General features: G+C 62.1%; 24 protein-coding genes. 8 read left to right on the top strand and 16 right to left on the bottom strand.

The genetic code is table 11. The features are described from left to right. Window positions 1-12: 12 nt before the first annotated feature. The 8 genes from tatA to norR all read right to left on the bottom strand — a co-directional run bounded on the left by tatA (window position 13) and on the right by norR (window position 9,953). Window positions 13-201 carry a twin-arginine translocase TatA/TatE family subunit gene (gene tatA / locus DHB74_RS04525; protein ID WP_177173370.1) on the bottom strand — a complete coding sequence of 63 codons (189 nt, stop codon included), beginning with the start codon at window positions 199-201 and terminating at the stop codon, window positions 13-15. A gap of 61 nt (window positions 202-262) precedes the next feature. Further along, window positions 263-853 carry a nitrous oxide reductase accessory protein NosL gene (locus DHB74_RS04520; protein WP_036989205.1) on the bottom strand — a complete coding sequence of 197 codons (591 nt, stop codon included), beginning with the start codon at window positions 851-853 and terminating at the stop codon, window positions 263-265. A gap of 27 nt (window positions 854-880) precedes the next feature. Then, a complete protein-coding gene (locus tag DHB74_RS04515; protein WP_036989206.1) occupies window positions 881-1,708 on the bottom strand; it encodes an ABC transporter permease in 828 nt (275 codons plus the stop codon). Then, the gene (locus DHB74_RS04510; RefSeq protein ID WP_036989207.1) at window positions 1,705-2,631 is read right to left on the bottom strand and encodes an ABC transporter ATP-binding protein; all 927 of its coding nucleotides are present in this window, start codon (window positions 2,629-2,631) and stop codon (window positions 1,705-1,707) included. The genes DHB74_RS04515 and DHB74_RS04510 overlap by 4 nt, the downstream gene beginning before the upstream one ends. Continuing rightward, the gene (locus DHB74_RS04505) at window positions 2,631-3,932 is read right to left on the bottom strand and encodes a nitrous oxide reductase family maturation protein NosD (RefSeq protein ID WP_499160864.1); all 1,302 of its coding nucleotides are present in this window, start codon (window positions 3,930-3,932) and stop codon (window positions 2,631-2,633) included. Before DHB74_RS04505 ends, DHB74_RS04510 begins: the two co-directional genes overlap by 1 nt. A 183-nt stretch (window positions 3,933-4,115) precedes the next feature. Beyond that, window positions 4,116-6,041: a TAT-dependent nitrous-oxide reductase gene (gene nosZ / locus DHB74_RS04500; protein ID WP_499160863.1), complete on the bottom strand. Its 1,926-nt coding sequence runs from the start codon at window positions 6,039-6,041 to the stop codon at window positions 4,116-4,118. Between the two features lie 40 nt (window positions 6,042-6,081). Continuing rightward, entirely contained in the window at window positions 6,082-8,250 is a 2,169-nt protein-coding gene (nosR, locus tag DHB74_RS04495) for a transcriptional regulator NosR (protein WP_499160862.1), read from the bottom strand. 68 nt (window positions 8,251-8,318) lie between these two features. Beyond that, a complete protein-coding gene (gene norR / locus DHB74_RS04490; protein ID WP_063607982.1) occupies window positions 8,319-9,953 on the bottom strand; it encodes a nitric oxide reductase transcriptional regulator NorR in 1,635 nt (544 codons plus the stop codon). Between the two features lie 153 nt (window positions 9,954-10,106). On the opposite strand from norR, the gene DHB74_RS04485 reads away from it, so the two are divergent. Beyond that, a complete protein-coding gene (locus tag DHB74_RS04485) occupies window positions 10,107-10,463 on the top strand; it encodes a hypothetical protein (protein ID WP_499160861.1) in 357 nt (118 codons plus the stop codon). Here the strand turns inward: DHB74_RS04485 and DHB74_RS04480 are convergent. The 3 genes from DHB74_RS04480 to DHB74_RS04470 all read right to left on the bottom strand — a co-directional run bounded on the left by DHB74_RS04480 (window position 10,460) and on the right by DHB74_RS04470 (window position 15,734). Next, window positions 10,460-11,230, bottom strand: coding sequence for a hypothetical protein (locus DHB74_RS04480; RefSeq protein WP_499160860.1), 771 nt, complete (start codon window positions 11,228-11,230; stop codon window positions 10,460-10,462). The two genes, DHB74_RS04485 and DHB74_RS04480, sit on opposite strands and share 4 nt — an antisense overlap. Window positions 11,231-11,553: 323 nt before the next feature. Next, window positions 11,554-14,631 carry an efflux RND transporter permease subunit gene (locus DHB74_RS04475; protein WP_036989212.1) on the bottom strand — a complete coding sequence of 1,026 codons (3,078 nt, stop codon included), beginning with the start codon at window positions 14,629-14,631 and terminating at the stop codon, window positions 11,554-11,556. A gap of 2 nt (window positions 14,632-14,633) precedes the next feature. Continuing rightward, window positions 14,634-15,734: an efflux RND transporter periplasmic adaptor subunit gene (locus DHB74_RS04470; protein ID WP_036989214.1), complete on the bottom strand. Its 1,101-nt coding sequence runs from the start codon at window positions 15,732-15,734 to the stop codon at window positions 14,634-14,636. An 85-nt stretch (window positions 15,735-15,819) separates the two neighbouring features. On the opposite strand from DHB74_RS04470, the gene DHB74_RS04465 reads away from it, so the two are divergent. From DHB74_RS04465 to DHB74_RS04450, 4 genes are all read left to right on the top strand, one after another. Next, window positions 15,820-16,464, top strand: coding sequence for a TetR/AcrR family transcriptional regulator (locus DHB74_RS04465; protein ID WP_036989215.1), 645 nt, complete (start codon window positions 15,820-15,822; stop codon window positions 16,462-16,464). 71 nt (window positions 16,465-16,535) lie between these two features. Then, a complete protein-coding gene (locus tag DHB74_RS04460) occupies window positions 16,536-16,763 on the top strand; it encodes a hypothetical protein (protein WP_036989216.1) in 228 nt (75 codons plus the stop codon). Continuing rightward, window positions 16,760-17,029: a cell division protein ZapA gene (zapA, locus tag DHB74_RS04455; RefSeq protein ID WP_036989217.1), complete on the top strand. Its 270-nt coding sequence runs from the start codon at window positions 16,760-16,762 to the stop codon at window positions 17,027-17,029. Before DHB74_RS04460 ends, zapA begins: the two co-directional genes overlap by 4 nt. A 288-nt stretch (window positions 17,030-17,317) precedes the next feature. Then, window positions 17,318-19,192, top strand: coding sequence for an alpha/beta fold hydrolase (locus tag DHB74_RS04450; RefSeq protein ID WP_499160859.1), 1,875 nt, complete (start codon window positions 17,318-17,320; stop codon window positions 19,190-19,192). 28 nt (window positions 19,193-19,220) lie between these two features. On the opposite strand, the gene DHB74_RS04445 is transcribed toward DHB74_RS04450, so the two are convergent. Next, on the bottom strand, window positions 19,221-19,505 hold the full coding sequence (locus DHB74_RS04445) for a hypothetical protein (protein WP_499160858.1): 285 nt from the start codon (window positions 19,503-19,505) through the stop codon (window positions 19,221-19,223). Window positions 19,506-19,609: 104 nt separating this feature from the next. Next, window positions 19,610-21,787: a malate synthase G gene (locus DHB74_RS04440; protein WP_136868833.1), complete on the bottom strand. Its 2,178-nt coding sequence runs from the start codon at window positions 21,785-21,787 to the stop codon at window positions 19,610-19,612. Between the two features lie 180 nt (window positions 21,788-21,967). Between DHB74_RS04440 and bipL the strand changes: the two genes are divergently transcribed. Beyond that, window positions 21,968-22,900 (top strand): phospholipase BipL, encoded by a 933-nt coding sequence (bipL, locus tag DHB74_RS04435; RefSeq protein WP_280164725.1) that lies wholly within the window; start codon window positions 21,968-21,970, stop codon window positions 22,898-22,900. 32 nt (window positions 22,901-22,932) lie between these two features. Here bipL and DHB74_RS04430 read toward each other — a convergent pair whose 3' ends face one another. Then, a complete protein-coding gene (locus DHB74_RS04430) occupies window positions 22,933-23,685 on the bottom strand; it encodes a DUF2059 domain-containing protein (RefSeq protein ID WP_074777627.1) in 753 nt (250 codons plus the stop codon). Between the two features lie 144 nt (window positions 23,686-23,829). Here DHB74_RS04430 and DHB74_RS04425 point away from each other — a divergent pair, with 144 nt between their 5' ends. Together DHB74_RS04425 and DHB74_RS04420 are read left to right on the top strand one after the other, a co-directional pair. Then, window positions 23,830-24,474, top strand: a complete 645-nt coding sequence (locus DHB74_RS04425) for a 2OG-Fe(II) oxygenase (protein WP_407920263.1) — start codon at window positions 23,830-23,832, stop codon at window positions 24,472-24,474. 6 nt (window positions 24,475-24,480) lie between these two features. After that, the gene (locus DHB74_RS04420) at window positions 24,481-24,960 is read left to right on the top strand and encodes a 2-thiouracil desulfurase family protein (protein WP_499160857.1); all 480 of its coding nucleotides are present in this window, start codon (window positions 24,481-24,483) and stop codon (window positions 24,958-24,960) included. Here the strand turns inward: DHB74_RS04420 and DHB74_RS04415 are convergent. Continuing rightward, window positions 24,914-25,846, bottom strand: a complete 933-nt coding sequence (locus DHB74_RS04415) for an SdiA-regulated domain-containing protein (protein WP_499160856.1) — start codon at window positions 25,844-25,846, stop codon at window positions 24,914-24,916. The two genes, DHB74_RS04420 and DHB74_RS04415, sit on opposite strands and share 47 nt — an antisense overlap. 79 nt (window positions 25,847-25,925) lie before the next feature. Beyond that, the gene (locus tag DHB74_RS04410) at window positions 25,926-26,594 is read right to left on the bottom strand and encodes a fumarylacetoacetate hydrolase family protein (protein WP_499160855.1); all 669 of its coding nucleotides are present in this window, start codon (window positions 26,592-26,594) and stop codon (window positions 25,926-25,928) included. Window positions 26,595-26,602: the final 8 nt, after the last annotated feature.

Genomic DNA, 26,602 nt, shown 5'->3' with positions numbered 1-26,602 from the left:
CGCTGGTAGCCATTATTGCTGGCTCTTGAGCTTTTCCGCCTCCAGTGCCTGGGGACTGTTTTCGCCGTCGTTGACCGCCTTGCGGAAGCCGCTGATGGCGCTACCGACGTCGTTACCCAGTCCGCGCAGGCGCTTGGTGCCGAACAGCGTGACCACGATCAGCAGAATGATCAGAAGTTGCCAGATACTGATGCCCATCATCTCGAGTTACTCCCTTACCGTGTTGGCCGGCCACGATGGCCGGCGTGGTTGTCTTGGTTGGTCACTGCAGGTCGCCCTGCATCATGTCGCCCATATCGTGCATATCGCCCTGCTGTATCATGTCGTGCATGTCACCGTGCTGCGCCGCTGCAGCCTGCTGCAGAAATTCCTGGTCGATCTCGTCGAAGTGCAGCACCGTACCGTTGTGCTCCGCGGCCAATGCCTCGGCGGCAGCCTGGTCGGCGAAGGACGCGAGGGACGCACCCATGGCGCCCTTCAGTGGCGTGCCGGATACGTACCAGGCTTTCCGGGCGTCGATCAGATGGCCGTCGTCGGGCTGATCCCACTGACTCTGGCCCATGTCATGCACATAGAGTCGGGCATCCAGAATGCGGTTCTCCGGTTGCAGCCACCAGCTCAGCATTTCCGCAGTGGAGCAGAATTTCTTCACCTCATTGCGCTCCACTGCCTGGCCTTTGGGGCCGGGGAAGTCCGCGATGATCATCCCGCACACGTGGCACTCATCGGCCTCGTGAAAGGCGACCGGGTCCAGCTTCACCGGCGCCTCCTCCTGTTCACCGCAGGCGGTGAGGGTGAGCGCGAACAGCATCAGCAGAGCGGTGCGTAGGCCAGATTTGTAACTCATGTTCATGACAGTTTTCCTATTCTGGTTTTCTGATCAGGCGGCACGGCGCCGAAATGCAATATAGGCCAATAGCAGCGCCAGGCCGGCCCATGCCAGCAGGCACAGCCAGAGCAGGGCGCCACCGATGGGCAGGTCCTCGCCCAGCGACAGTACGCCGATGGCATTGGCGCCGTCGAAGCCGGACAGGTTGATTAGCCGGTAGATGTCAGTCGGGTTGAGCAGCAACAGCCAGGGCAGCAGGTCGGGATTGAACTCGCCTTCGCTGAATACCAGCAGTGCCAGCAGCGCCAGATCGAACACCAGCACAAACAGAAACCACACGCCCAGGGCCATGCCGGCGGCGCTGGATTTCTCACTGACCATGCTGCTCAGCAGATAGGCCAGCGCCAGGAAGGCCCAACCCAGCAGAGTCGAGGACAGCATGAAGCGGCCGAATGCCCAGACCAGCAGGCCGACCTCGATATCCTCGACCAGCAGGGCGATGGCCACCGCCGCGCAACCGAAACCGATCAGCACCGCCAGCGCCAGGATCAGGCCGTGGCCGACGAACTTGCCGAGCAGGATCTGGCCGCGGCCGATGGGGTAGGTCATCAGCAACATCAGGGTGCCGCCCTCGTCCTCGCCGACGATGGCGTCATAGGCCAACAGCAGGGCGATTAGCGGCATCAGAAAGGTCGCCAGGCTGGCCAGGCTGGCGATGGTCGCCGGGATCGAGGTAAAGCCCAACTGCCCCGAGGCCGCCGCGCCGAGCCAGGCGATGCCCACCGCCAGCGCCGCAAACAGCAGGCTGATCGCCAGCAACCAGCGGTTGCGCAGACCGTCGCTCAGTTCCTTGCGGGCAATATTCCAGATCTGATTCATGCCTTGCCCTCCGCGGCCTGCGCCTGCTTTGCACGGTCGGTGTAGTAACGGTACAGATCCTCCAGCGAGGGTTGGATGATCTCGATATCGCTGGGCTGGTCCTGCTCCAGCAATTGGCGCAGCAGGGCGATCTTGCCGCTGCTGCTGCCGACCAGCTCGATACTGTCGCTGCCCAGCGGCCGTGGGGTCTGGCCCTCTGCGCCCAGGCTCTGCAGTAATTGCTCCCGATGCTGCAGGCCGCTGGCGCGAATACGTGACGGCAGACCGGCTTCGCTGCGCAGGCTGGTCAGGGTGCCGCTGGCTTCCAGCTGACCACCGGCAAGGATGGCAGCGCGGTTGATGTGGGCTTCCACCCCTGGCAGCACGTGGGAGCAGAGCACCACGCTGGTGCCTTGCTGGCGCAGGGTATCGATGAGGATGTACAGATCCTGGGTGGCGATCGGGTCCAGCCCCACGGTGGGTTCATCGAGCAGCAGCAGCTGCGGGTTGCCGAGCAGTGCCTGGGCCAGTCCCAGACGCTGGCGCATTCCCTTGGAATAGGTCTTGACCCGTCGGTCGACGGCATGGGCCAGCCCGACCTGTTCCAGCAGATCATCGGCCTGCTGGCCGGCGGCGCCCTTGATGCGGGCGAAGTGATGCAGGGTCTCGCGGCCGGTCAGCTGCGGGTAGAACATCACGTTCTCCGGCAGATAACCAAGCTGGCGGCGGATGTCCGGGGTGTTCGGCGTGCCGCCCAGTACCTGCACCTGCCCCTCGGTGGGCGTAAGCAGGCCGAGGATGAGTTTCATGGTGGTGGTTTTGCCGGCGCCATTGTGCCCGAACAGGCCCAGCACTTCGCCCGGCGCCAGTTGCAGATCCAATTGGCGCAGCGCGGTCACCTTGCCGTAACGTTTGCTGACGCCGCGAATTTCAACCGCATTCATCAAGGGGATTCCTGTGTTCGTTGAGTCAGATGGGTGGTGGGCAACTGCATCAGCGGATGACTGTCCTGCACGCCCTGCATCTTGATGACCGGGAAGGCCCGCTGTACCCAGCGCAGCAACTGAATGGCCGGGCTGTTCATCAGCAGCCGCACCTGCGGGTACATCCACAGCAGGCGGTCGACGTTGTCGTTGGGCTCATAGGGGACGTCGCCCAGGCCGTCCTCGTTGCGATCCCAGCCCAGGTAATCGCTCCAGTAGTTGCCGCGGCCCTCGACCGACCATTCCTGGGTGCGGGTGGCGACGTATTTGACCTGCTGTTCGTTACCGACGAAGGCATTGCTGCTGATCTTGTTGTTCTCCGATCCGGCGGTGAGGTGGATGCCCAGGTTGCTGCGTTCGAAGTGGTTGTTGTGGATGGTGTTGAACAGCGAGTTGTAGATGAACAGCGCCTTGCCTTCGCCGCCCTTGATCATGCTGTCGTCGCCGGTCTGGCCACGCTGGACGTTGGACACGAAGTTATTGCTGATTGTGGAATAGGTGATGAAATTCATCAGGATGCCGTAGTTGCGGTCATCCTCGGAGCGGTTGTTCTCGACCGTCAGCATGCGGCTCTGCATCAGCGCGTAGCCAGTGCGGGTGCGGCGGGTGGTGTTGTCGATCACCCGGTTGCTTTGGGAGAACATGTAATGGATGCCGAAGCGCAGGTCCTCCATCAGGTTGCCCTGAATAAGGTTGTTGTTCGAGTTGCCCAGGTAGATGCCGTCGCGGGTGTTCAACACGCGATTGTCGATAACAGTGGCCTCGTTGGTATTGATCAGGTGGATACCGTTGCCACGATCCTGGGAGCGGAGCTCGGGATCGCCCTCGACCAGATTGCGCTCGACCCGCAGATTGCGCGTGCTATCCGACCAGATACCGAACCCCGGTCCGCGCAGATGGTTGTTGCGCAATACCACGTCCTTGGCCGTCTGTTCGACGAAGATGGCCGCGTTCATGTCGGTCAGGTTGTGTCCCCAGTTGCGCAAATCGCAATTCTCGATGGTGACATCGCTCGCGCTGATGGTCAGGACGTTGCCCTGGCCTGCCGACTGGAGCACCGCGCCCTCCGCACAGCGCAGGGTGATGGGCTGGTCGATGACGAACGGGCCGACATGGTCTCCTGCGGGGAGCACCCAGCCATCGGCGGCGGGTTGAAGTGGCAGGGCAGATAAGGGTTGAGGGGCGGCACGTACCGTCGTGCCGAGGCCGCACAACAATATGAATGCCGGGAGGCGCCAGCGTATGGCCTGATGCTCGAACAATGCTGTTTCCTTATGCCGCTTGGAATGCGCGCCCTTAGGCGGATCTTGCTTTTTCCGGGCCGGGCTTATGTGGGAGCGGCCTTGGCCGCGAACGGGCCTGACGAAAGGCTTCGCGGTCAAGACCGCTCCTACAACCGCTTTATGCTGATGCCCGGAGCGTCGATGGAGGCGCCGGGCAACGCATCACGCCGGTTCGACCAGCATGCGACCACACATTTCCATGTGCAGGGCATGGCAGAACCAGCTGCAGTAGTACCAATACACCCCGGCCTGGTCGGCGGTGAAGGTAATCGACGAGGTCTGTTGCGGGCTGATCTCCATGCTCACACCATGGTTGACCATGACGAAGCCGTGGGATACGTCCTCGATCTGGTCAATGTTGGTGATGATCACGGTGACTTCGTCGCCCTGCTTGACGGTGAACTCGTTGATACCGAAGGACGGTGCCATCGACACCATGTACACCCGGACCTTGTTGCCGTCGCGGATGATCTTGCTGTCGCTGGTCAGGTTGATGCCATCGGCCTCGGCCATCTTCACGGTATCGGCGAAGAAGGGGTCGTTGCGGTCCCAGATCTTCTTAGTGCGGATCTGATCGCGGCGCGCCATGATGCAGTCGTGCGGTTCGGCGAAGGTGGGGCCGTCGTGCACCAGGATCATTTCCTCACCGGAGATGTCGATCAGCTGGTCGTTTTCGGGATGCAGCGGGCCCGTTGGCAGGAAGCGGTCCTTGGAGAACTTGCTCAGGACCACCAGCCACTGGCCATCGGCTTCGGAGGTTTCGGTCAGTGATGCGTGGGTATGGCCCGGCTGATAATGCACATCCAGCTTCTGCTTGATGTAATTGACGCTTTCACCATTGTAGGCCTGGATCGCTTCTTCGATATTCCACTTGACCACCTGGCTGTCGATGAACAGGGTGGTGTAGCCGTTGCCGCGGCCGTCGAAGGTCGTGTGCAGCGGCCCCAGACCCAGTTCGGGCTCACCGACAATGACCTCGCGCGGATCTTCGAACTTGTTGGCAAACAGGTCAGGCAGCTTGTCGATGGCAATGATCGAGGCGGTGGGCGACAGCTTGCCGGCGGCGATGAAGTACTTGCCGTCAGGAGAGGTATTCAGGCCGTGGGGGTTCTTCGGTACTGGAATGTAGCGAGTGACCTTGCTGTCCTGGCCATCCTTCTTGCGGCCGTCGAGCACCGGCACCTCGGAGTCGCCCAAGGTGATGAAGTTGCCGGCCTTCAGTTCAGCTTCGATGGCCTCCACGTCGAATACCACCACCCAGTCGCGCTCATTGCGCATGGTGCCGCCCAGATCCAGCGCCTTTTCCGAGTTGTAGCAGGTGGAGGCGGCGAAACGACCGGTGTAATCGGCGTCGGTATTGTCGAGGTTGCCATCGACGATGACCTGCCAGGCCACTTCCATGGTTTCCGCGTCGATCGCGTTGTACATGGTGTAGCTGTTCTCGTCATCCATGGCGAAATTCTTGCCATCGTTCGGATGCGGGATGATGAACTCGGCGTTGCAGAACACGTACTTGGTGTGCGGCACCTTCTGCAGGCGCAGACCGTGGATGGCCTGCACGTTGGGCACGGTGGTGATCTTGTCCGTTTTCATGATGTCCAGACGGATACGCGCCACACGGCTGTTGGCCTTGTCGTTGATGAACAGGTATTTGCCGTCGTACTTGCCATCGGTCATGGACAGGTGCGGGTGGTGGCAGTCGCCATTGAGGAACTTCGCGCTGTCGCCCAATATGGCACGGCTCTCGTTGGTCAGACCCCAGCCGGTGGCGGAATCGACGTTGAATACCGGGATACGCATCAGCTCGCGCATGGAGGGCACACCGAAGACCCGCACTTCACCCTGGTGGCCGCCGGACCAGAAACCGTAATAGGTATCCAGCTCGCCGGGCCCGACATGAATTTTCGCCTGCGCCTTTTTCTGGGCGTCGCTGACCGCTTGGGCCCAGGTTTCGCGGCTCATCACCGCCCCGCCGAAGGCAGTGGCCGCTACCGCCGCCCCGGTCATCGCGCTGGCGCCGAGAAAGCCGCGCCGGCTCAGTCCTTTGGATTCCGGGTTGGCCGGAAGGTTGTTGGGGTTGTCGCTCATGTTCAGCTCCTTATTGGGCCATCTTCATTGACCTTGCGGGTCAGGGTTCGACTACTTGCACCACCGGAATCAACTGCTCGTCCGGCGCCTTCTTTCCACGTGTCTTGCGCTTGTTCTTGAGGATCAGCGGAGGACACTTGTTCTCGTTGTGATAGGTCATCTGGCAATCGAGGCAGTAATGGCACTCGTTGTGATTGATGTGCCCATCGGGGTGAATCGCCTGGATCTCGCATTCCTTGGCGCACAGCTGGCAGGGGTTGCCACATTCCTTGCGGCGCTTGAGCCAGTCGAACAGGCGCACGCGGCTGGTGACCGAGAGGGCCGCGCCGAGCGGGCAGATGTAGCGGCAGAACACCTTGCGGGTGAAGATGTTCACCACCAGCAGGATCACCGCGTACAGCACGAACCACCACTGGCGATCGAACTTCAGGGTAATAGCGGTCTTGAATGGCTCCACCTCGGCGGCCTTCTCGGCCAGCGCCATGGATTCCAGGGAAATGCCGAACAGCACCAGCAGGATGATGTACTTGATCGCCCACAGCCGCTCATGCACCGCGAAGGGCAGTTCGTACTGGGGAATCTTCAGCTTGCGGGCGATCTCGTTGATCAGCTCCTGCAATGCACCGAAGGGGCACAGCCAGCCGCAGAACACCCCGCGACCCCAGAGCAGGATACTGGCAGCGGTGAAGGTCCAGATGATGAAGATGACCGGGTCGCTGAGGAACAGCTCCCAACGGAACTCGGTTACCAGCGCATGGACGAAGGTCAACACGTTGACGATCGACAGCTGGCCCAGGGCGTACCAGCCGATGAACACCACGGTGAAGGTCAGGTAGCCATGACGCAGCCAGCGCAGGAAGTTCGGATGCCGGGCGAAGTTGTCCTGGAAGAACAGGATCACCGTCAACAGCAGCAGGGCGGCCAGGACCACCCCGACCTGGAAGCTTTTCTGATACCAGATGTTGACCCACACCGGCCGATTGGCCTCCTCGATGGCACGCAGCTCCTCGGGCGTGGGTACCGGGCGTTCGATGTAGTGCTCGGGCGTTTCATAGGGCAGCTCGAAGCTGACGAAGATACTGTCCACCGGGCCGGTCTGGCGGCGGACCAGCAACTCCAGGGTCCAGGGCGTGCCGGGATCGAAGCCGGCATCTTCACGGAGGATGAAGATGGCCATTTCCTGGAATGGCGGGGCGCCCTCGGCCATCACGTCATACAGGCGGATATGGTCCAGGTCGCGGAAGCTGTGGATGTTGCCGAACTGACGAATCTGTACCCGGTCGAAGATGCCGCCGCGCACATAGCCCGAGCCCTTGAACGAATACTGGCCGCTGCCCAGCACCGCGAAGGCATGTTCGCCGGGCTTGAGATCGTCCATCAGGAAACGATACTGGTTGTCGCCCAGCACGGCGCGGCCGATGGTCGGCGCGTTCAGCCAGGTGGTATACAGATCAATGAAGGTTTCCTCGCTGCGTTCCGCCGGAGCCTCGTCGACACCCTCGGCTTCAGTGCCCTGGAAGGCGCGGTTGATATCCGCGTTGCTCAACAGCAGTCGGCGGATCGAGCCGTCGCCGGTCAGCTCAGGCCAGCTGGCCTCCTGGTAGACATCCTCACGGACGGTCGCCGGCTTGCCGCGGGCGGTGAGATTGCCCTTGACCAGGCCCAGCGATGCGGCCACGTCATGCGCCGCGCGCATGACGATCTCGTTGACCACCATCACCGTCACCGTCGCGCCGGACACGGCATCGACGGTAATGGCGTTCTCATCCCTGGAGCGGCCAACCACCACCCGCTGGTCCGCCTTGACGCCGGCATACAGGGCAGTGAAATCATGCAGTTTCTGCTCGGGAATACCGATCAGCAGGATAGGTTCGTGGTGTTCCAGCACGTAGGCGTCCTGAATTACCCCGTCGGTGTCCATCAGCACCAGCATATTGATCGGCTTGCCGGAATAGGCAGGAATGTTGAGCACGTTGATGCTTTCGAAGGCGTAACCGTACACCGTGCCGACGGCATCGCTGAGCGTGCGCACCCCGTAGTCGCCTTCCGGTTCGGAAATGACGGTCGCCTGGGGGAAGAACTGTTCGATCCGTTGATCGATGAGGGATTGATCGGCGGCCAACACGGGTGCCAGTGACAGGGTCGCGAACAACAGGCCGATGGCCAGCATCCATCTGCTGAGAACCGCGGCAACTATCGACAACTTCATAGCAGTTCTTTCCATATCAAGAGTATTTTCATTCTAATAACCCCCAGTTAAAGAAGACTTGATCAGTATCAACATCCTGTCAAATACGGGGCAATTTTCTGATGAGTATCGCTATCACTTCCGGAGCCAGCGCGGCGATCGGGTCTGCCTGTGACTACCAGCCCGAGCCGCCGGACCAGCCGGTGCAGATTGCCGCGATCGATCTGCAGGGCACGGGCAGTCGCCGACAGGTTGCCGTGATTGTGGGTCAGTACGGTTTCGATGAGCTGGCGCTGATAGGCGTCTACCGCCTGGCGCAGCCCGTAATGCGGCAACTGTGCATTGGCGATCTGCGCGGCGACGCTGGCGGGAGCGACAACTGCGGCCAGATCCAGATCCGCCGCAGACAGCTGCAGCGGTAACGGCGCGCCCGCGCCCCTGGCCCGGGCTCGGAGAATGGCCCGACTGACCAGGTGCTCCAGCTCGCGCACATTGCCCGGCCAGTCATAGGCCAGCAGGGCGTCGCGAGCCGCCTGGCTCAACCCCAGCCCGGGAGCCTGGAGCCGGGTGCGGCCCTGTTCCAGAAAGTAGCCGGCCAGCAACAGCACATCGCCGTCGCGCTCACGCAGCGCGGGCACACGCAATGGATAGGCGCCGAGACGGTGGTACAGGTCGGCGCGAAAACGCCCGGCGCGCACTTCCTCTGCCAGATCCCGGTTGGTGGCGGCGATGATGCGCACGTCCACGTGCAGTTGCTGATCCGACCCCAGACGCTGCAACTGGCCGTTCTGCAGTACCCGCAGCAGCTTGGCCTGCACGCTCAGCGGCAGTTCGCCGACCTCATCGAGAAACAGTGTGCCGCCATCGGCCAGCTCGAACTTGCCACCGCGGGTGCCGGTGGCGCCGGAGAATGCGCCGCGCACATGACCGAATAGCTCACTCTCGACCAGCGACTCGGGCAGCGCGGCGCAGTTGAGGCTGATCAACGGCTTGTTGCGGCGCTCGGATCGCTGATGGACCGCCTGGGCGACCAGCTCCTTGCCCACGCCCGTTTCGCCGCTGATCAATACCGAAAGATCACTTCTGGCTACAAGATCGATTTCTTTCAGCAGATGCCGGTGGGCCTGGCTGGCACCGATCAGCTCTCGGGAAGTAGCGCAGCTGGCGACCTGGCGCCAGGTTTCCGCGAGCTTTCGCCCATCCTCGGCCTGACGCGTCAGCCTGTTCATACGCTCGCACGCCTTGACCGTGGCTGCCGCCAGGCGGGTGAATGCTTCCAGGCTGGGAAGATCGATATGGCCAAAGCGGGCTGGGTCCAGCGAATCCAGGCTGAGCAGACCCCAGGGGCGGTCATCAATGGTCAGCGGGCAACCCAGGCAGTCATGGACCTGCAGGCGCCCCGGTGTCCCTTCGACCAGACCGTCATAGGGATCTGGCAGGTCGCAGTCAGCGGCAAAGCGGATGGCACCCCGGCTGCCCAGAACCTGCGCCAGCCGCGGATGCTCGCTCACCCGGAAGCGGCGGCCCAGGGTGTCCGGACTCAGTCCCAGCACTGCCACCGGCACTAGCAGATCACCGTCCAGACGCAACAGCGCCAGCGCATCGCACGGCAGACAGGCGCGCAGCGCCAGCAGCAGGCGCCGGTAGTGTTCGGCCTGGGGCAGATCCCGACTGAGATCATCCAGCAGCGGGAGAAGGGTGGTGAGCACGGGGCTGGGAGTCATGTCCTATCCACAACGCTTGGGTTTTCATTACCAGAAACACGGTTGTGAATATGACCACTCGCGGCCGGCAAATCCTTGATTTCGGTCAATTCCGGCGGTGGCACGCTTTGTGATAGGTGAACCGGGAGCTTTTACATCCCACAGGAGAATCCTATGAAATCCATCATCACCCTCGCACTGACCCTGGCGCTGACCACCGCCGGCCATCTTGCCCTGGCCGACGAGGTCGTCGCCGAGACCACAGATACCACCGCCGGCGGCGCCCTGGGAGTGAGTACCGGCCTCATGCTCGGCGGCGCCGCCGGTGGCCCGCTGGGTGCGCTGGTGGGCGCTGGCGTCGGGCTGTTCGTCGGTCAGGGTCTGCAGACCGCCAGCGGCCTGGAAGAAAGGGCCTATGCAGTGCGCGATGCCAATGGCGCGGAGCGGGTGGTCCGCTCGCCAGGCGCGGAATTCGCTATCGGCCAGCAGGTCGAGCGGCGCGGCGCCCGACTGCAGGCAGCCAGTCGCTAGAGGTTGCCCAGGGGCGGGCGGCTGCGCCGGCGGGCGCGCCGCTCGGTCAGTTTCAGGGTCATGCGGGTCAGCAGGCAGCCGGCGTGGGGGTCGCCGTAATGGAACAGTGCCGTGGCCCGGCGGTGTGTGGGGCTGCAGGGCTCATTGGCATGCAGGGTGCGGTAGCCCCAGAACAAATAGAGATTGCCTGGTTGCAGTAGCAATCGCAGCGGCCTGGCCCAGCCATGATGGATGGCAATGACCAGCAGTGCGCGGCTCAGGCGATTCTGCAGCAGCGCCTTCTCCAGCAGGTTGAACGCGGCATTGGAGCGCACCGGCCGGATATTGGGAAACATCAGCAGATCGCCACATTGTTCCGCGTCCTGAGGAATCTCGATGGGCACCAGGGCGGTGACCAGAGTCGCATCGTAATGGAAGGCATTGGACTCGCGTCGGCCGGTCTGGCCTTGCACGCAGCGCAGCACCTGACGGATTACCGGATCATGGGCGGGCCGGGCGCAGCTCAGGCGATGGATGGAGTCGAGCAGCGCGCAGAACTCGGTGGATTCGGCCAGCAGACCCAGCAGGCTGCGTTCGACCGCCGAGCCGCCATGGTAGGCGAAATAGTTGCCATGGTGCTGCACTGCCTGGGTCGACAGCTCGCTGCGCAGGCGGGCCAGGTGCTCGGCATTGAGGTAGTCGGGGATGCAGGCGAAGCCCTGCCTGCGAATATCGGCAACCAGCCGGGCATGGGTAGCTGTATCGATGGATTTGAAGGTGGCAGTCAACCGTGGCACTCCTGCGAGGCTTCCTGGCAGTACAACGGGGAAGCGTTAAGGGGATGCCAGCAATACTTGAGAATGGCGCAATGCAAACAAGTATGGTTCTTATCTAAACAAAAACTCCTAACCTTTCACTCACGGAGCGCTTTACCACGCGGTATTCGAGCGTATAGCCGGAACCCGTCGTCCTTCGCCAAGGCGAAGGATCCATCGGCGACACCGGGGCCGGACCGCAAATTCGGGTCTCGGCCTCGGCTTCCTGCGTCGCTCTAATCCCGCCCCGTGTAGTCAAATTCGCCGAAAGTGACAACAAAGGCGGGCCGGGGACATCAGTTCTGCCCTTCGGTTTCGCGCACCCGGAACCAGGCGGCATACAGCGCGGGCAGAAACAGCAGCGTCAGCGCCGTGGCCACGGTCAGACCACCCATGATGGCCACTGCCATCGGCCCGAAAAACTCGCTGCGCGACAGCGGAATCATCGCCAGGATGGCCGCCAGCGCGGTCAATACGATGGGCCTGAAGCGGCGTACTGTGGCATCGATGACGGCATGCCAGCGGTCATGCCCGGCGGCGATATCCTGCTCGATCTGATCGACCAGGATGACCGAGTTGCGCATGATCATGCCGGACAGGGCAATGGTGCCGAGCATGGCGACGAAGCCGAAAGGTTCGCGGAAGGCCAGCAGGAACAGCGTCACACCGATCAGCCCCAGTGGTGCGGTGAGGAACACCATGACCGAGCGCGAGATACTGCGCAGTTGCAACATCAGCAGGGTCATCACCACCAGCAGAAACAGCGGTATGCCCGCGATGATCGACTTCTGCCCCCGCTGCGAGTCTTCTACGGTACCGCCCACTGCGAAGCGGTATCCGGCCGGCAATTCGGCTCGGATCGGGTCGAGGCTGGGCATGATCTGCTGTACCAGGGTGGCCGGCTGTTCGCTGCCATGGATGTCGCCCCTTACGGTCACCGTCGGCAGGCGATCGCGTCGCCAGATGACACCTTCCTCGAAGCCGTATTCCAGGGTCGCCACCTGCTCCAGCGCTACGCTGCGTCCATCGCCGGTGGGAATCGCCAGGCTGGGCAGGTGCTGTAGCGCCTCGCGTTCCTGAACGGTGCCGCGCAGGGCAATCTCGATCAGCTCGTCCCCCTCGCGGAACAGGCTCACGGTGGTACCTGTCAACTGGCTGGAGAGAAAGCCCGAGACGTCGCTGGTGCTCAGGCCCAGCGCCCGGGCGCGTTCCTGATCGATCTGCAGCAGCACCACTTTGCTGGGTGCCTCCCAGTTGAGATGGACGTTGGCCACCCCCGGATTCGCCCGCACCTTGGCAGCGACCTCTCGGGCGATGCGCCGCACTTCGTCGATGTGTTCACCGGATATGCGGAACTGGATCGGATAACCCACCGGCGGGCCGTTCTCCAGGCGAGAGACGCGCGCTCGCACTTCGGGAAACTCCTGATCCAGCAACGTCATCAGCCAGCTGCGCAACTGCTCGCGGTCTGCGATCGAGTGGGTCTTGATGACGAACTGGGTAAAGTTGGTCGCCGGCAATTGCTGATCCAGCGGCAGATAGAAGCGCGGCGAGCCGGTACCGACATAGGCCACGAAGTTGTCGATGCCGGGATGTTCGCGCAGGTGCTCTTCCAGGCGCTCGGCCTGGGCCTGGGTGGCCTTGAGCGATGCCCCCTCGGCCAGGGTGAGATCAACCATCAGTTCGGTGCGCGCCGAGGGCGGGAAGAACTGCTGCGGTACCAGGCGGAACAGCAGTATCGAGCCGATGAACAGCCCCAGGGTCACACCGATCACCAGCCAGCGGTGGACCACGCACCACTGCACCGTGCTGCGGACCCGTTGGTAGAAGCGGGTGGCGTAGGGGTCATGGCCGTCTGGGCTGCCGCCGTGTTTCTTGGCATGCAGTTTTGCCATGTCGGGCAGCAGGTTGTACCCCAGGTAGGGCACGAAGATGACCGCAGCGATCCAGGAAACCAGCAACGCGATAGTCACCACCTGGAAGATCGCCCGAGTATATTCACCGGTCCCCGAAGCAGCGGTGGCAATGGGCAGAAAGCCCGCAGCGGTGATCAGCGTGCCGGTGAGCATCGGGAACGCCGTGCTGGTCCAGGCGAAGCTGGCCGCCTTGAGGCGATCGAAACCCTGCTCCATCTTGATCACCATCATCTCCGCCGCGATGATGGCATCGTCCACCATCAGGCCCAGCGCCAGAACCAGGGCGCCCAGGGAAATCTTGTGCAGGCCGATGTTGAAGTAGTTCATCACCGTGAAGGTCATCGCCAGCACCAGCGGAATCGATAGCGCGACCACCAGGCCGGTGCGCAGACCGAGGGAGAAGAAGCTCACCAGCAACACGATGATGACCGCTTCGGCTAACACCTTGACGAACTCGCCGACGCTCTCGCGCACGGCCTCTGGCTGATCGGATACCTTGTGCAATTGCAGGCCGACGGGCAGCGTCTGGCGCATGCGTTCGAATTCGGTTTCCAGGGTCTTGCCCAGCGCCAGGATGTCGCCACCGGGCTTCATCGAGACCGCCAGGCCCAGCGCGTCCTGCTCCATGTAGCGCATGCGTGGTGCCATGGGGTCATTGAACCCCCGGTGCACGTCGGCAATGTCATCGATCCGGAAGGTGCGGTCACCGATGCGAATGGGAAACTGGCGGATCTGCTCGACCGTCTCGAACTGTCCGGATACCCGCAGGCGCACCCGCTCATCGGCAGTCTCGAAGAAGCCCGCCTCGTGCAAGGTGTTCTGTTCTTCCAGCGCCTGCTGCACAGCGGCCAGCGGCAGGCCCAGAGTCGCCAGCTTGAGGTTGGACAGCTCGATCCAGATCTTCTCGTTCTGAACGCCGATCAGCTCCACCTTGCCCACATCCCTGACCCGCTGCAGCTGCAATTGCAGGCGTTCGGCATAATCCTTGAGCAGGGCGTAATCGAAACCGTCACCGGTCAGTGCATAGATATTGCCGAATGTCGTGCCGAACTCATCATTGAAGAAGGGGCCGACGACATCCGGTGGCAGGGTGTGGCGAATGTCGCCGATTTTCTTCCGCAGTTGATACCAGAGTTCGGGGATTTCCTTGGAGTCGAGCGTATCCAGCGCGACGAAGGTAAGGGTCGATTCGCCGGGCCGGGAATAGGACACCACCTGCTGGTAGGCACCGGTTTCCATGGCCTTCTGTTCGATCCGGTCGGAGACCTGGCGCGCCACTTCCTCGGCCGTCGCCCCTGGCCAATTGGTGCGTACCACCATGGCCTTGAAGGTGAAGGGCGGGTCCTCGCTCTGGCCCAGCTCACCGTAGGACAGGAACCCGGCCACCGACAGCACCAGCATGAAATACAGAACAATCTGGCGGTTGCGCAGTGCCCAGGCGGAAAGATTGAATGACATGTCTATTCTCCGGCGAGTGTCACGCTGCGATTCTGCCGATCCACCGGCTGCACCTGCTGGCCCTCGACCAGCATATGCACCCCGGCAGCGATGACCCAATCATCAGCCTGCAGCCCATCGAGAATGGTCGCGTGCTCCTGACCATAGTTGCCCATACGCACCGGCGTACGAACCACCGCATGGGTTTGCGGATCGACCACCCAGACAAAGCTCTCACCTTGCTCCGCGCTCACCGCAGACAGGGGGACTGCCAGCGGCACCTGATCGGACTGGCGGATAAAGACGCGGGCGCTCTGACCGACCTCGACTCGCTGCGCATCGGCGTTGAAGCTGACCCGGGCCGCAAAGGTGCGGGTCAGCGGATCGGCGGCCGGCGACAGCTCGCGGATGGTGCCGGCAAAACGGTCCTCGGGGCGGGACCACAGTTGTACGTCCACCGCCTGGCCAATGGCGATATGGCCAATGCTGCTTTCCGGCAGGCTGATCAGCGCCTCGCGCTCACCATCGGCCGCCAGCACGAAAACCTGCTGACCGGCGGCAACCACCTGCCCGACCTCGACCGCGCGCTGGGCGATAACGCCATCCTGTGGCGCCCGCAGCACACTGTAGGTGGCTTGGTTATCCGCCACATCGAACTCGGCCCGGGCCTGCTTTAGCCGCGCTGCGGCCGAGCGATAGGTATTGTCGGCATTATCATATTGCGAAGAGCTGATCATCTGGCGATCCAGCAGCGTGCGATAGCGGTCGCGCTCGGTCCTGGCCAAGTGCACATTGGCCTCGGCGGCTGCCACCTGCGCCCGCGCGGCTTCCAGCTGCAGGCGCACGTCCTCGGGATCGAGTTCGGCCAGCGGTTGATCCTTACGGACCCGATCACCCGCATCCACCATGCGCTTGGTGACCTTGCCCCCGATACGGAATGCCAGCTCCGGCTCGAAGCGCGCCCGTACTTCACCGGGATAACTCTGCACCTGCGCCTCGGCCGGTTGGGGGTGTACCACGACCGCCGGGCGGGGTGGCGTTTCGACGATTTCAGGCTCACGGCAGCCGCTCAGGGCGCTGGTGAGGACGAGAACGATAAAGCCGAGTAGGGCATGGCGGGACATGGGCGGCGACCTGTCACAGAGTTGGAATAATTGAACTGACAGGTATAGTATTAATACCAAACCCGCCAGTCCAGTATTTAAAGACATGTCTGAAAAAAAATTACGCCCCAGCGGTCCCGGCCGTCCGAAAGACCCGGCCAAGCGTCAAGCCATCCTGCATGCGGCCCAGGCCTTGTTCCTGCGCAATGGGTACGAGGGCACCAGCATGGAGGCCATCGCGGGGGAAGCTGAAGTCTCCAAGCTCACCGTCTACAGCCATTTCACTGACAAGGACACCCTGTATGCCGCGGCCATCCGGAATGTCTGCGAGAGCCAGATGCCGCAGCTGTTTTTCGAACATCCCGCCGAGACGGATATCCGCATCCTGTTACAGCGTATTGGCGATGCGTTCTGCCTGCTGATCAACGGTCCTGAGTCGCTGGCGCTGCATCGCCTGCTGGTGCGGATGGCCGGGCAGGATGCCAAGCTGGCGCAACTGTTCTACGAAGCCGGGCCGCAGCGGGTATGCGAAGGCATGGTGCAGGTGCTGCAACGGGCGGTGGGCCGTGGCGAGTTGGAGATCGAAACCCCGATCAATGCGGCGCGCCATTTCTTCTGTCTGCTCAAGGGCGATCACAACTTTCGCCTGCTGATCGGCCATGAGCAATCGATGAACGCGGTGGATCGCCAGCAGCATGTCGCCGAAGTGGTGGAGATCTTTCTGCGTATCTATGGCACCCATTCCCGCTGACCGGTGAAGGGCGGCTGGTGGTGCGGGGCGCTTTGGGATATCCTCTGCGCCTTTTTCCCAGGGGGTATGACATGCTGGAAACCACTCTCACCCAGCTCGAACGACTGGTTACCGATCTGCTGGAGCAGAACCGCACGCAGAACGAGAACGTCACTCGCCTCGAACAGGAGTTGCAGCAGGTCAAGGATGAGAACGACAGTCTGCAATTGGCAGCCATGGAGCAGGAAGAGCAATTGAGCTCCACGGTGGGTCGGCTGCAGGCCATTCTGCAGCGCAGTGGCGTCAGCGCTGAGGCATGAGCAACGTGCGGGTAGTCAGTTTTCTGGGGCAGGATTATTCGTTCCGCATCAGCGAGAGCGAGGAACTGCTGTTCCAGCAGGCCACTGAGCTGCTGCAGCAGAAATTGAACGAATCCCGCGAGCAACGTGCCGGTAGCGATGCGCACCAATTGCTGGTGACCACGGCGCTGGCGCTGTGCGTTTCCCAGATCCAGCAGAACGAACAGCTGCAGCAGGCGGAGCACCGCCTGACTGCGCTGGTCGCCCAGTTTCAATCGGTGGACTGATCAGCTTCACCTTTCCCGCCTTCCCTGGTTCCCCTCTTTACCTACTAGTCGAGTCGGTACTTTCTGTCTTGCCTGATGAGTGAATATTCATTCTGTTTATGTGGGCTTGTGTGATCCGCTTCTCATATATGCTCCATGGCGAAACGGTAAGGGGGAGTGTCTCGTCTGCTGTCTCGGATTGACAATGGTTGCCCCGCTCCAGAGGCGACCCCTGACAATAACTACAAAAACTGAAGGTATGTAATGAACAGGAACAAGAGGTCTCTGCCGTCTGCAAGCGGCTTGCGCATGTCGGCTATAGGTATCGCATCAGTCATGCTGGCGGGGTGTTTTTCCGGCTCGGGTAGTTCCGACTCCCGCTCCGATGAGCTGAGCGAAGGGGTTTTCATTGACAGCGCGGTGAGCGGACTGAGGTTCAGTACAGAGACTCAGCAGGGCAGGACCAGCGCCGAGGGCGCCTTCGTCTACCGCCCGGGAGAAAATATCGATTTTGCCGTGGGCGGTATCCAGCTGGGTTCGGCTGCCGGCCAGAGCGTCATTACCCCGATTAACCTGCTGCCCGACGCGGACCCAGCGGATGCCGCTGTGGTGAACATGGCCCGGCTGCTGCAGAGCCTGGATGCCGATGGCAACCTGGTCAATGGCATCCAGATCTCCGATGGGATCGACCAGCAGGTGACCGAGTATGCGCAGCAGCATCGCCTGGAGAACCTTGACTTCAGCGATGACGAAGCCTTCGAGCAAGCCGTGGCCGGTCTGCTGGACGAGCTCAACCAGGCGGGCGTCTTCGATGAGAACAGCCGTGCCGGTGAGCGTTCATTGCGCGCGCGGCTGCCGGCCTGGCAACATCTGCAGGACTCGTTGGCGCAGTTGGACGGCGCCGAGCTGCAACACGACCGGCTGCCAGTGCTGTTCATCCATGGCGGCGCAGGCTCGGCGTCGCAGTTCGAGTCCCAGGCCCAGCGCTTGCGCGCCAACGGTTACCCGTTGGCGCATATCGGGGTCTATGAATACAACACCGCTACGGGTCAGGACCCGTTCGATCCGGAGCAGGCGGCGGCCCGCAACGCCAGTATCAACCGCATCATCGACCAGCTATTGCTCGCCACAGGAGCGCAGCAGGTCAATCTGATTGGCCATTCCATGGGCACCCGGGTCAGCCTGGTGTATCTCTCCGAACCGGCCAATGCTGCCAAGGTAGCCCGCTATGTCAGTGTCGACGGTGCGGCGGTTGATCATCAGCCCGGCGACGTACCGACGCTGGCGTTGTGGGGGCAATATGTCGACCGTACCGTAGTGGGCGCGCAGAATGTCTATCCTCCGGCAGACGCCCCGGTAGGTCACATCGAGGTCGCCACGTCGGCGGAGTCGTTCGAGCGCATGTACCATTTCTTCAACGGTGAGGCGCCGGCCGAAACTGCCATTCCGCAGGCTGCAGGCCAACAGGTCTGGATCGCCGGCAAGACGCATATCTTCCCCGAGAATATCGGTGCAGAAGGCACTACCCTGGAAATCTACCAGACCGACCCGCATACCGGGGTACGGCTCAGTGACGTGCCGTTGCACACACAGCGAATCGGAGTCAGCGGTGATTGGGGACCGCTGCAGGTCGACCGGGACGCCGTTCTCGAATATGCCCTGCTGCATCCCGAACCAGGCAATGATCAATATTTCTACCGTGAGGGATACCCGCAGGACAGTTTCCTGGTGCGGCTGAATACCTCCCTGCCGGGAACCGGCGTTGGCCAGTATCTGCATCGCAGCGCGGCACATACCAATATCATCATCGGCCGGGACAAGGAGCTGTGGGGTGATCAGGGTGATGATAATGATCGCCTGACCGTCAATGGGATCGATGTGGTAACCGAGCTGACGGCACCCTTGCTGAAGCGATTGAGCAGCTTGTTCCTGCATGATCGCAACAGCGATCAGCGCAGCAACCTGGCGGAGCCTGATCAGCTGTTCCACCTTTTGCCCTTCATGTCCGGGCTGGACCTGTTCCTGCCGGCGTCATCGCATGCTGGCGAGATCATTGCGATCCGCTTGCAGCCGCGCGGTGGGGGCGAGGAGCAGGTAATCAACGTGCCGAACTGGCCGTCTGACAAGGTGCGTTCGGTATCGGTCCAGTTCAGGGATTATGCGACCGGAACCGCGCAGGATTAAGCGCCGTCTGTGAGCGACAATGGGGGCGTCATGATGACGCCCCTTTTTGCGTCAATGTTGTATCGGTCTCTGCCGACTCGGCATTCTTGCGGGTGCCGCGCAGGTTCATCAGAAACAGGCCGATCTGCAGCACGATCAGCGCCCAGGCATGGGTGTGCCAGCCCCAGATGATCCACAGCACATTACTGGCGATGAAACAGACGAAGCCGGCCAGGCGTTTCAGTCGTTGGCGTGATCCCACCAGCCAGGCCGCCACCAGGGTGACGATCATGGCTGGCCATTGCAGCAGATTGATCAGGGTATCGGTATCCATGCAGACTCAGACCCGGCCGGCACTTTCGCGTTCCGTACACGATCAGGCCGCGGAAACAAAAAAGCCCGGCAGGAAACCTGCCGGGCTCGGGGTGCTGCGGTTGTTTATCGTGCCAGCTTGGCCTTCAGCTCGCGGCGGCGGCGATGCAGGACCGGCTCGGTGTAACCGTTGGGCTGCTTGGTGCCTTGGAGGATGAGCTCCAGCGAGGCCTGGAAGGCGACGCTGTCATCGAAGTTGGGCGCCATCGGGCGGTAGGCTGGATCGCCGGCATTCTGCCGATCAACCACTTCGGCCATGCGCTGCATGCTATCGATCACCTGCTGCTCGGTGATGATGCCGTGGCGCAGCCAGTTGGCCAGCAGCTGGCTGGAGATACGCAGGGTCGCGCGGTCTTCCATCAGGCCGACATCATTGATATCCGGCACCTTGGAGCAACCAACGCCCTGGTCGATCCAGCGCACGACATAACCGAGAATGCCTTGAACGTTGTTGTCGATCTCGTTCTGCTTCTCTTCCGCGGTCCAGTTGGTGTCCTTGGCCAGCGGAATGGTGAGAATGTCGTCCACCGAGGCGAAGGTGCGCTTGGCCAGTTCCTGTTGGCGCTCGAACACGTTGACTTTGTGGTAGTGCAGGGCGTGCAGTGTGGCGGCGGTGGGCGAGGGCACCCAGGCGGTGTTGGCGCCGGCCATGGGGTGGCCGATCTTCTGCTCCAGCATGCCGGCCATCAGATCGGGCATGGCCCACATGCCCTTGCCGATCTGAGCACGACCAGACAGGCCGCAGTTCAGACCATGATCGACGTTCCAGTCTTCATAGGCGCCGATCCACTTCTCGGCCTTCATGGCAGCCTTGCGCACCACCGGGCCGGCTTCCATGGAGGTGTGGATCTCGTCACCGGTACGGTCGAGGAAGCCGGTGTTGATGAACACCACGCGCTCGCTGGCAGCCTTGATGCAGGCTTTCAGGTTGACGGTGGTGCGGCGTTCCTCATCCATGATGCCCATTTTCAGGGTATTGCGCGCCATGCCGAGCAGGTCTTCCACGCGGTTGAACAGCTCGTTGGCGAAGGCGACTTCTTCCGGGCCGTGCATCTTTGGCTTGACGATATACATCGAGCCGGTGCGGCTGTTGGCGCGGCTGGTGTTGCCCTTGAGGTTGTGCTGGGCGATCAGTGCGGTGAACACGCAATCAAGGATGCCTTCCGGCGCTTCGAAGCCGTCCTTGTCGATGATCGCATCGTTGGTCATCAGGTGGCCGACGTTGCGGATGAACAGCATCGAGCGGCCATGCAGGGTCAGCTCGGAACCATCTGCCTGGGTATAGATGCGGTCGGCGTTCATGGTGCGGGTAAAGGTGGAGCCCGCTTTGCTGACCTGCTCGGCCAGATCGCCCTTCATCAGACCCAGCCAGCTACCGTAGACCACGGTCTTGTCTTCGGCATCAACGGCGGCGGTGGAGTCTTCGCAGTCCATGATGGTGGTGATGGCGGCTTCCATCAGCACATCCTTCACGCCAGCCGCGTCGGTCTGGCCGATGGGGCTTTCGCGATCGATCTGAATTTCGAAATGCAGGCCGTTGTTCTTCAGCAGCACGGCGTGGGGAGCGGCGGCATTGCCCTGGAAGGCAACGAACTTACCGGCCTCCTTGAGACCGGTCTGGCTGCCGTCTTTCAAGGCAACGCGCAATTGACCCTGATCGATGGTATAAGCGGTGGCGTCCACATGGGAACCTTTGGCCAGCGGTGCTGCCTCATCAAGGAACGTGCGGGCAAAGGCAATGACCTTGTCGCCACGTACTTGATTGTAGCCGGGGCCTTTTTCGGCACCGTCGGCTTCGCTGATGGCATCGGTGCCATACAGGGCATCGTACAGCGAACCCCAGCGGGCGTTGGCGGCATTGATCGCGAAACGGGCATTCATGATCGGCACCACCAGCTGCGGGCCGGCCATGGTGGCGATTTCATTGTCGACGTTTTCGGTAGTGATCTTGAAATCGGCGGGTTCAGGCAACAGATAGCCGATGTCCTGGAGAAACGCCTTGTAGGCAGCGGCATCGTGGGGCTGGCCGGTACGCTCCTGGTGCCAGGCATCGAGAGTGGCCTGCAGCTCGTCACGCTTGGCCAGCAGGGCGCGGTTCTTGGGCGCCAGGTCATGGAGCAGTGCATCTACGCCGGCCCAGAACGCATCGGCCTGTACACCGGTGCCGGGAATGGCTTGTTCGTTGATGAAATCGAAAAGAACCTTGGCAACCTGGAGATCACCAACCTGGACGCGTTCAGTCATGAAAACCTCTCACTCTGCTGAGATACTGCGCGATAGCGCATAAGGACGTGGCATTTGGAAACGCAGCATGTTACATGATGATCGTTTGCAAATCATGCTCAAAACATGGAATTGTGTCGATATCAGACTAAAGCGGCAGAGATTTACCCGTCTGCTGCCTCAGGACAAGCCGGGATGTTAATGGATCAATCCTTTCTGGATGCGCTCGTCGAGCAGTTGCCCGAGCTGGAACCGGGTCAGCCCTTCAACCCGGCCGCCAGGCAGTATGCTGCCTATTACGGTATCGACTTCAGTGCCGAGGTGCAGCAACATCTGGGGCGCATCACCGTGGACGGCTTCGATGTCGCGGTGCAGGTTTGGCGGCCATCGGCGCCGTGCGGCACGCTGGTGCTGCTGCATGGCTATTACGACCATATGGGGCTGTACCGACACCTGATCCGCTGGGCGCTCGGGCAGCGGCTGGCGGTGTTGGCCTTCGATCTGCCGGGGCACGGCCTGTCGAGCGGCGAGCGGGCCAGCATCGATTGTTTTCTGCGTTATCAGCAAGTGCTGGACGGGGTTTTCGAGCAGGGGCGGTTGTGGAAGCTGCCAGCGCCCTGGCATTTCCTCGGACAGAGCACCGGCGGGGCGATTCTGATCGACCGGCTGCTGCATGGGCCGATGCCGGAGCAGTCGGGCCAGACCATTCTGATGGCCCCACTGGTGCGGCCACGCCAGTGGGGCGTTTCGCAATTCAGTCTCAAGCTGCTGGGCGGTTTCATCCAGCAGTTGGGGCGGCGCTTCAGCGACAACTCCACGGATGTGGATTTCCTCGAGTTCATTCGCCAGCATGATCCGCTGCAGGCGCAGGTGCTACCCGTCGCCTGGGTGCAGGCACTGGACAAGTGGATCCCGCGCATCGAGACGGCCACTCCGGCCTCCCATCGACCCTTGATCGTGCAGGGTCAGGCTGATGGGACGGTGGATTGGCAACACAACATCAAGGTCCTGCAGGACAAGTTCGACGCCCCGGAGCTGTTCTATCTGCCCGAGGCGCGTCATCACCTGGCCAATGAAAAGCCCAGGTATCGCCGGCAGTATCTCGACTGGCTGGGCGAGCGCCTGGGCCACTGAGCGGGAGCTGCATGGCAGCTCCCAATCCAACATCAGGGATTCAGGGCATCGCGCACGGCTTGCTCCGTGGCGCGGTAGAAGGCTTGCCCACCGGCAGACTCCGTCCATTGCGCAAAGCGCGTCAGCTCATCGTCACTCAGATCGCGATAGACATAAGCCAGGGTATCCGGCAGGTTCGGGCGCATCTGTGAGCGCAGGCGATCACGGCTGTCGCTGCCGCCTTGCTGTGGAATCTTCATCAGCCCGCCGAGCAGATCATTGGCGCTCTGGGCCGCGAGGCCGGTCAACGCCATGGAAACTTCCACGCCCAACTCCAACGCGGGTAACCGGGTGGCCAATCGCTCGATCAGCGCTCGACGCTCAGGACTCAGCTGCTGGACTGGCAGGCCTTGCTGCATGGCTGCGACCGAGGCCGGTGCACTGGCCCGGGTTTCCGCTGAAACTATTTTGCTTCCCAGTGGACTGTTGAAGAAGGTCAGTGCCTGCTGGATGGCGGCCGGCTCCATGGCCAGGGCCAGCCGCGCCTGGGCGCGATCATGCATGCCCTGGGGTTCGAAGCGCTGGCTGCTGTTGCGTACCAGGGTTTCCTGTACTGCCGGCGGAAGTTGCCGGGCATAGCGCTGTTGCGCACTCTGCAGCGCCGCCTGGAAGTGTTGTTGATGTTGCGCCATGCCGGAGCGTTGATACAGCTCGGCTGGGCTGGCGCTGGCATAACCGGCATACAGGCTGCCCAGCAGCATGGCAGCAAAAATGAACCACAGAGAAGACAGGGGGAAGGGGCGCATGGATCCTCGCAATCATGGAGTCAGGGAAGTATTGGGTGCTGTTACGCAAGAGGCGGTCCGTTTACACTATACGGCGCCCGGATCCCCGGGTCTTGTCCGCCGTGCCCCGTCCGTGGCAGGGCGATGCCGCTACCCGATTTGAGTATGAACAGGATGCCCGAGTTCCCTGCCACTGCGCCCGACCGTCTGGTCTGTGTGGCTGATAGCCTTGCTGTGCACGGCTGGTCGATAACCGAGAGCGCATTGCCCGCTGAGCTGCTCGGCGAGCTGGAGCGCAATTGCCGTTCCCTGTGGGCCAGCGAGGCGCTGCAGCCGGCGGCAGTGGGGCGGGCTGGGGAGCAGGTGGTGGTGCCGGAAATCCGCGGCGATCATATCCGCTGGTTGGACGACTGCCCGCCCAATCCTGCCGCCGCGGCCTATCTGCAGGCCATGGAGGACCTGCGCTGGGCGTTGAACCGGACACTGTTCCTCGGTCTGGACAATTTCGAGACGCATTATGCGCTCTATCCGCCCGGGGCCGGCTACCAGCGCCATGTGGACCGGTTCAAGGACAACCCGCTGCGCACCGTCTCGGTAGTTCTCTATCTCAACAGCCAGTGGCAACCGGGCGATGGCGGCGAGCTGCGGCTATATTTGCCCGACGGCGCGATGGATGTACCGCCACGGGCGGGAACCCTGGCAGTGTTCATGAGTGACAGCCTGCCCCATGAAGTACTCCAGGCGCAGCGTGACCGGGCCAGTCTGGTGGGTTGGTTCCGGCGGCGCCCGGACAATCCGTTGATGGTGTGAGCAGATATGCAGAAGATTCTCGTCAGCAGCTGCCTGCTGGGCCAGCCGGTCCGCTATGACGGCGGTGCCCACGGCCCCTATTCCCTGCTGCAGCAATGGCAGGCGCAGGGGCGGGTGGTTGCGCTGTGTCCGGAAGTGAGCGGTGGACTACCCACACCCAGGCCGCCAGCCGAAATTCCAGGCGGGCAGGGCGCGGCGGTACTGGATCGGTTGGTGCCGGTAGTGGATGTCGATGGGCGTGATGTCAGCGCCGCCTTCCTCGCCGGCGCTGCTGCCGCAGTGGAACTGGTCAGTCGTCACAATATCGCATTCGCTGTGCTCAAGGCCCGCAGCCCCTCCTGCGGCAACCATGAAACCTATGACGGCAGCTTCAGCGGCTCCCGCGTCGCCGGCGAGGGCGTCACCACGGCGGCTTTACGCCGCCACGGGGTGCAGGTGTTCAACGAGAACGAGCTGGAGTCGCTGGCTGCGCTGCTGACGGATTGACGGGTGCAAAACGGTAGAACAGGTTTGGCTCGCTGACGATGTAGATGCGCCGCTGGCTGTCGACGGTCAACCCTTCCGCCTGGGGGACCGTCCGGCTCAGGCCGCTCATACCGCGCCATAATCCCAGCAGACTGAGTGGCTGGCCGGCGGCGCTATACTCCACGACCATGTGCGATTCATCGCTGAGCAGCAGCAACTGGCCGGTGAGGTTGTCCGCGGACAGCGAGGACAGGTCGCTCATGAACAGATTGTCGGGCTGGAGCGAGGGCTCCATATGAATGCTGATCGACGCGTTCTCCGGTTGCCCGACGAAGCCGGTGACCACGAACACCCGCATCGGGTCTCGCTCCTTGACCACCATCAGGCGCTGGCGTTGGGCGTCCCAGGACAAGCCTTCCAGGCCCTTGTTGTCCGGCTCTTCGTCCAGGGCCACCGTCAGGCTGGGGGCGTCGGTCACATCGAGTTCCACGGCATCGTCGGGGATCTCGATTTCCAGCAGTCGCCGCCGTCGTTCCTCGGCAACCACATAGCGGTCGCCGGACACATGGGTGAGCCCTTCCATGTCCTCCACCCCCTTGATCAGGATGCTGCGCAGTAGCTTGCCGTCCAGACTCAGCTCGACGATCAGCGGCGTACCATTGAGCAAGCCGAACAGGGTATCGCTGTCGCTGTTGTAGGTCAGTGCGGAGAGGTCGTCTCCCAGCTCGGGAATGGGCAGCGCTTCGATATCGACCTTGTAACGGCCCAGGTCGAAGGCTTGTTCCGGCATCGGCTGACGATTGAGTTTCCAGCTTTGCCACAGCAGGACATCGAGATTATTGGAATGCAGGAAGGTGTAGCCTGCGACCATCAACAGCGTAATGGCGGCCAGCAGATAACGTTTCAAACGGCTGTTCCTTGAGGGAGGTGTAAAGCTGTCAAGACTGCCCGCTGACCGGGAAAGTTCCCGGTGCGGTCAGTGGCGGTCAGCCGATTACCCGGGTGGCCTGTTGCAGGGCTCCGGGAATCGCCAGCTCCAGTTCATCGCCGGTATTCAGCACGCCGACCCCGGCGGGGGTTCCGGTAATCACCACATCACCCGGCAGCAGAGTGAAGACCCCGGCGATATGCTGCAGCAGGGCAATGATCGGTGTGATCATGTCCGCGCTGTTGCCTTGCTGGCGCAGCTCGCCGTTGATCGTCAGTTGCAGTGGAATGGCATTCAGTGCCGGGGCCTGCTCGAGACGGACAAAGGATGATAGCGGACAGGCCGCATCAAACGCCTTGGCCCGTTCCCAGGGATGCCCCTTGGCCTTGAGCTGGTCCTGCAGCTCGCGCAAGGTCAGATCCAGCGCCAGGCCAACACCGGCAATGGCGCCCGCGGCATCCGCCGGGCTGATGGTGCCGGATAGCGGGGTGCCGATCAGCAGGGCGATTTCGGTCTCGTAATGTACGGCGCCACGGCCGGTCGGCAGGCGGAAACCGTTGGCCAGCGGCACTACCGAGGTGGCCGGTTTGATGAACAGCAGCGGTTCGCTGGGAACCGGGTTGTTCAACTCCCGCGCATGCTCCGCATAGTTTCGGCCTACGCAAACCACCTTGCCCAGGGGTAAATCGATTGGCGTGCCGTCACTGAACTGATGCTGGTAGGTCATGGTTGCCT

Origin of the sequence: Pseudomonas sp. G11-1 (assembly GCF_024031555.1) — a bacterium.
Taxonomy (GTDB): Bacteria; Pseudomonadota; Gammaproteobacteria; order Pseudomonadales; family Pseudomonadaceae; genus Halopseudomonas; species Halopseudomonas bauzanensis.
Note: the sequence above shows the minus strand (reverse complement) of the source record. Positions and strands in the feature narration are given on the sequence as shown.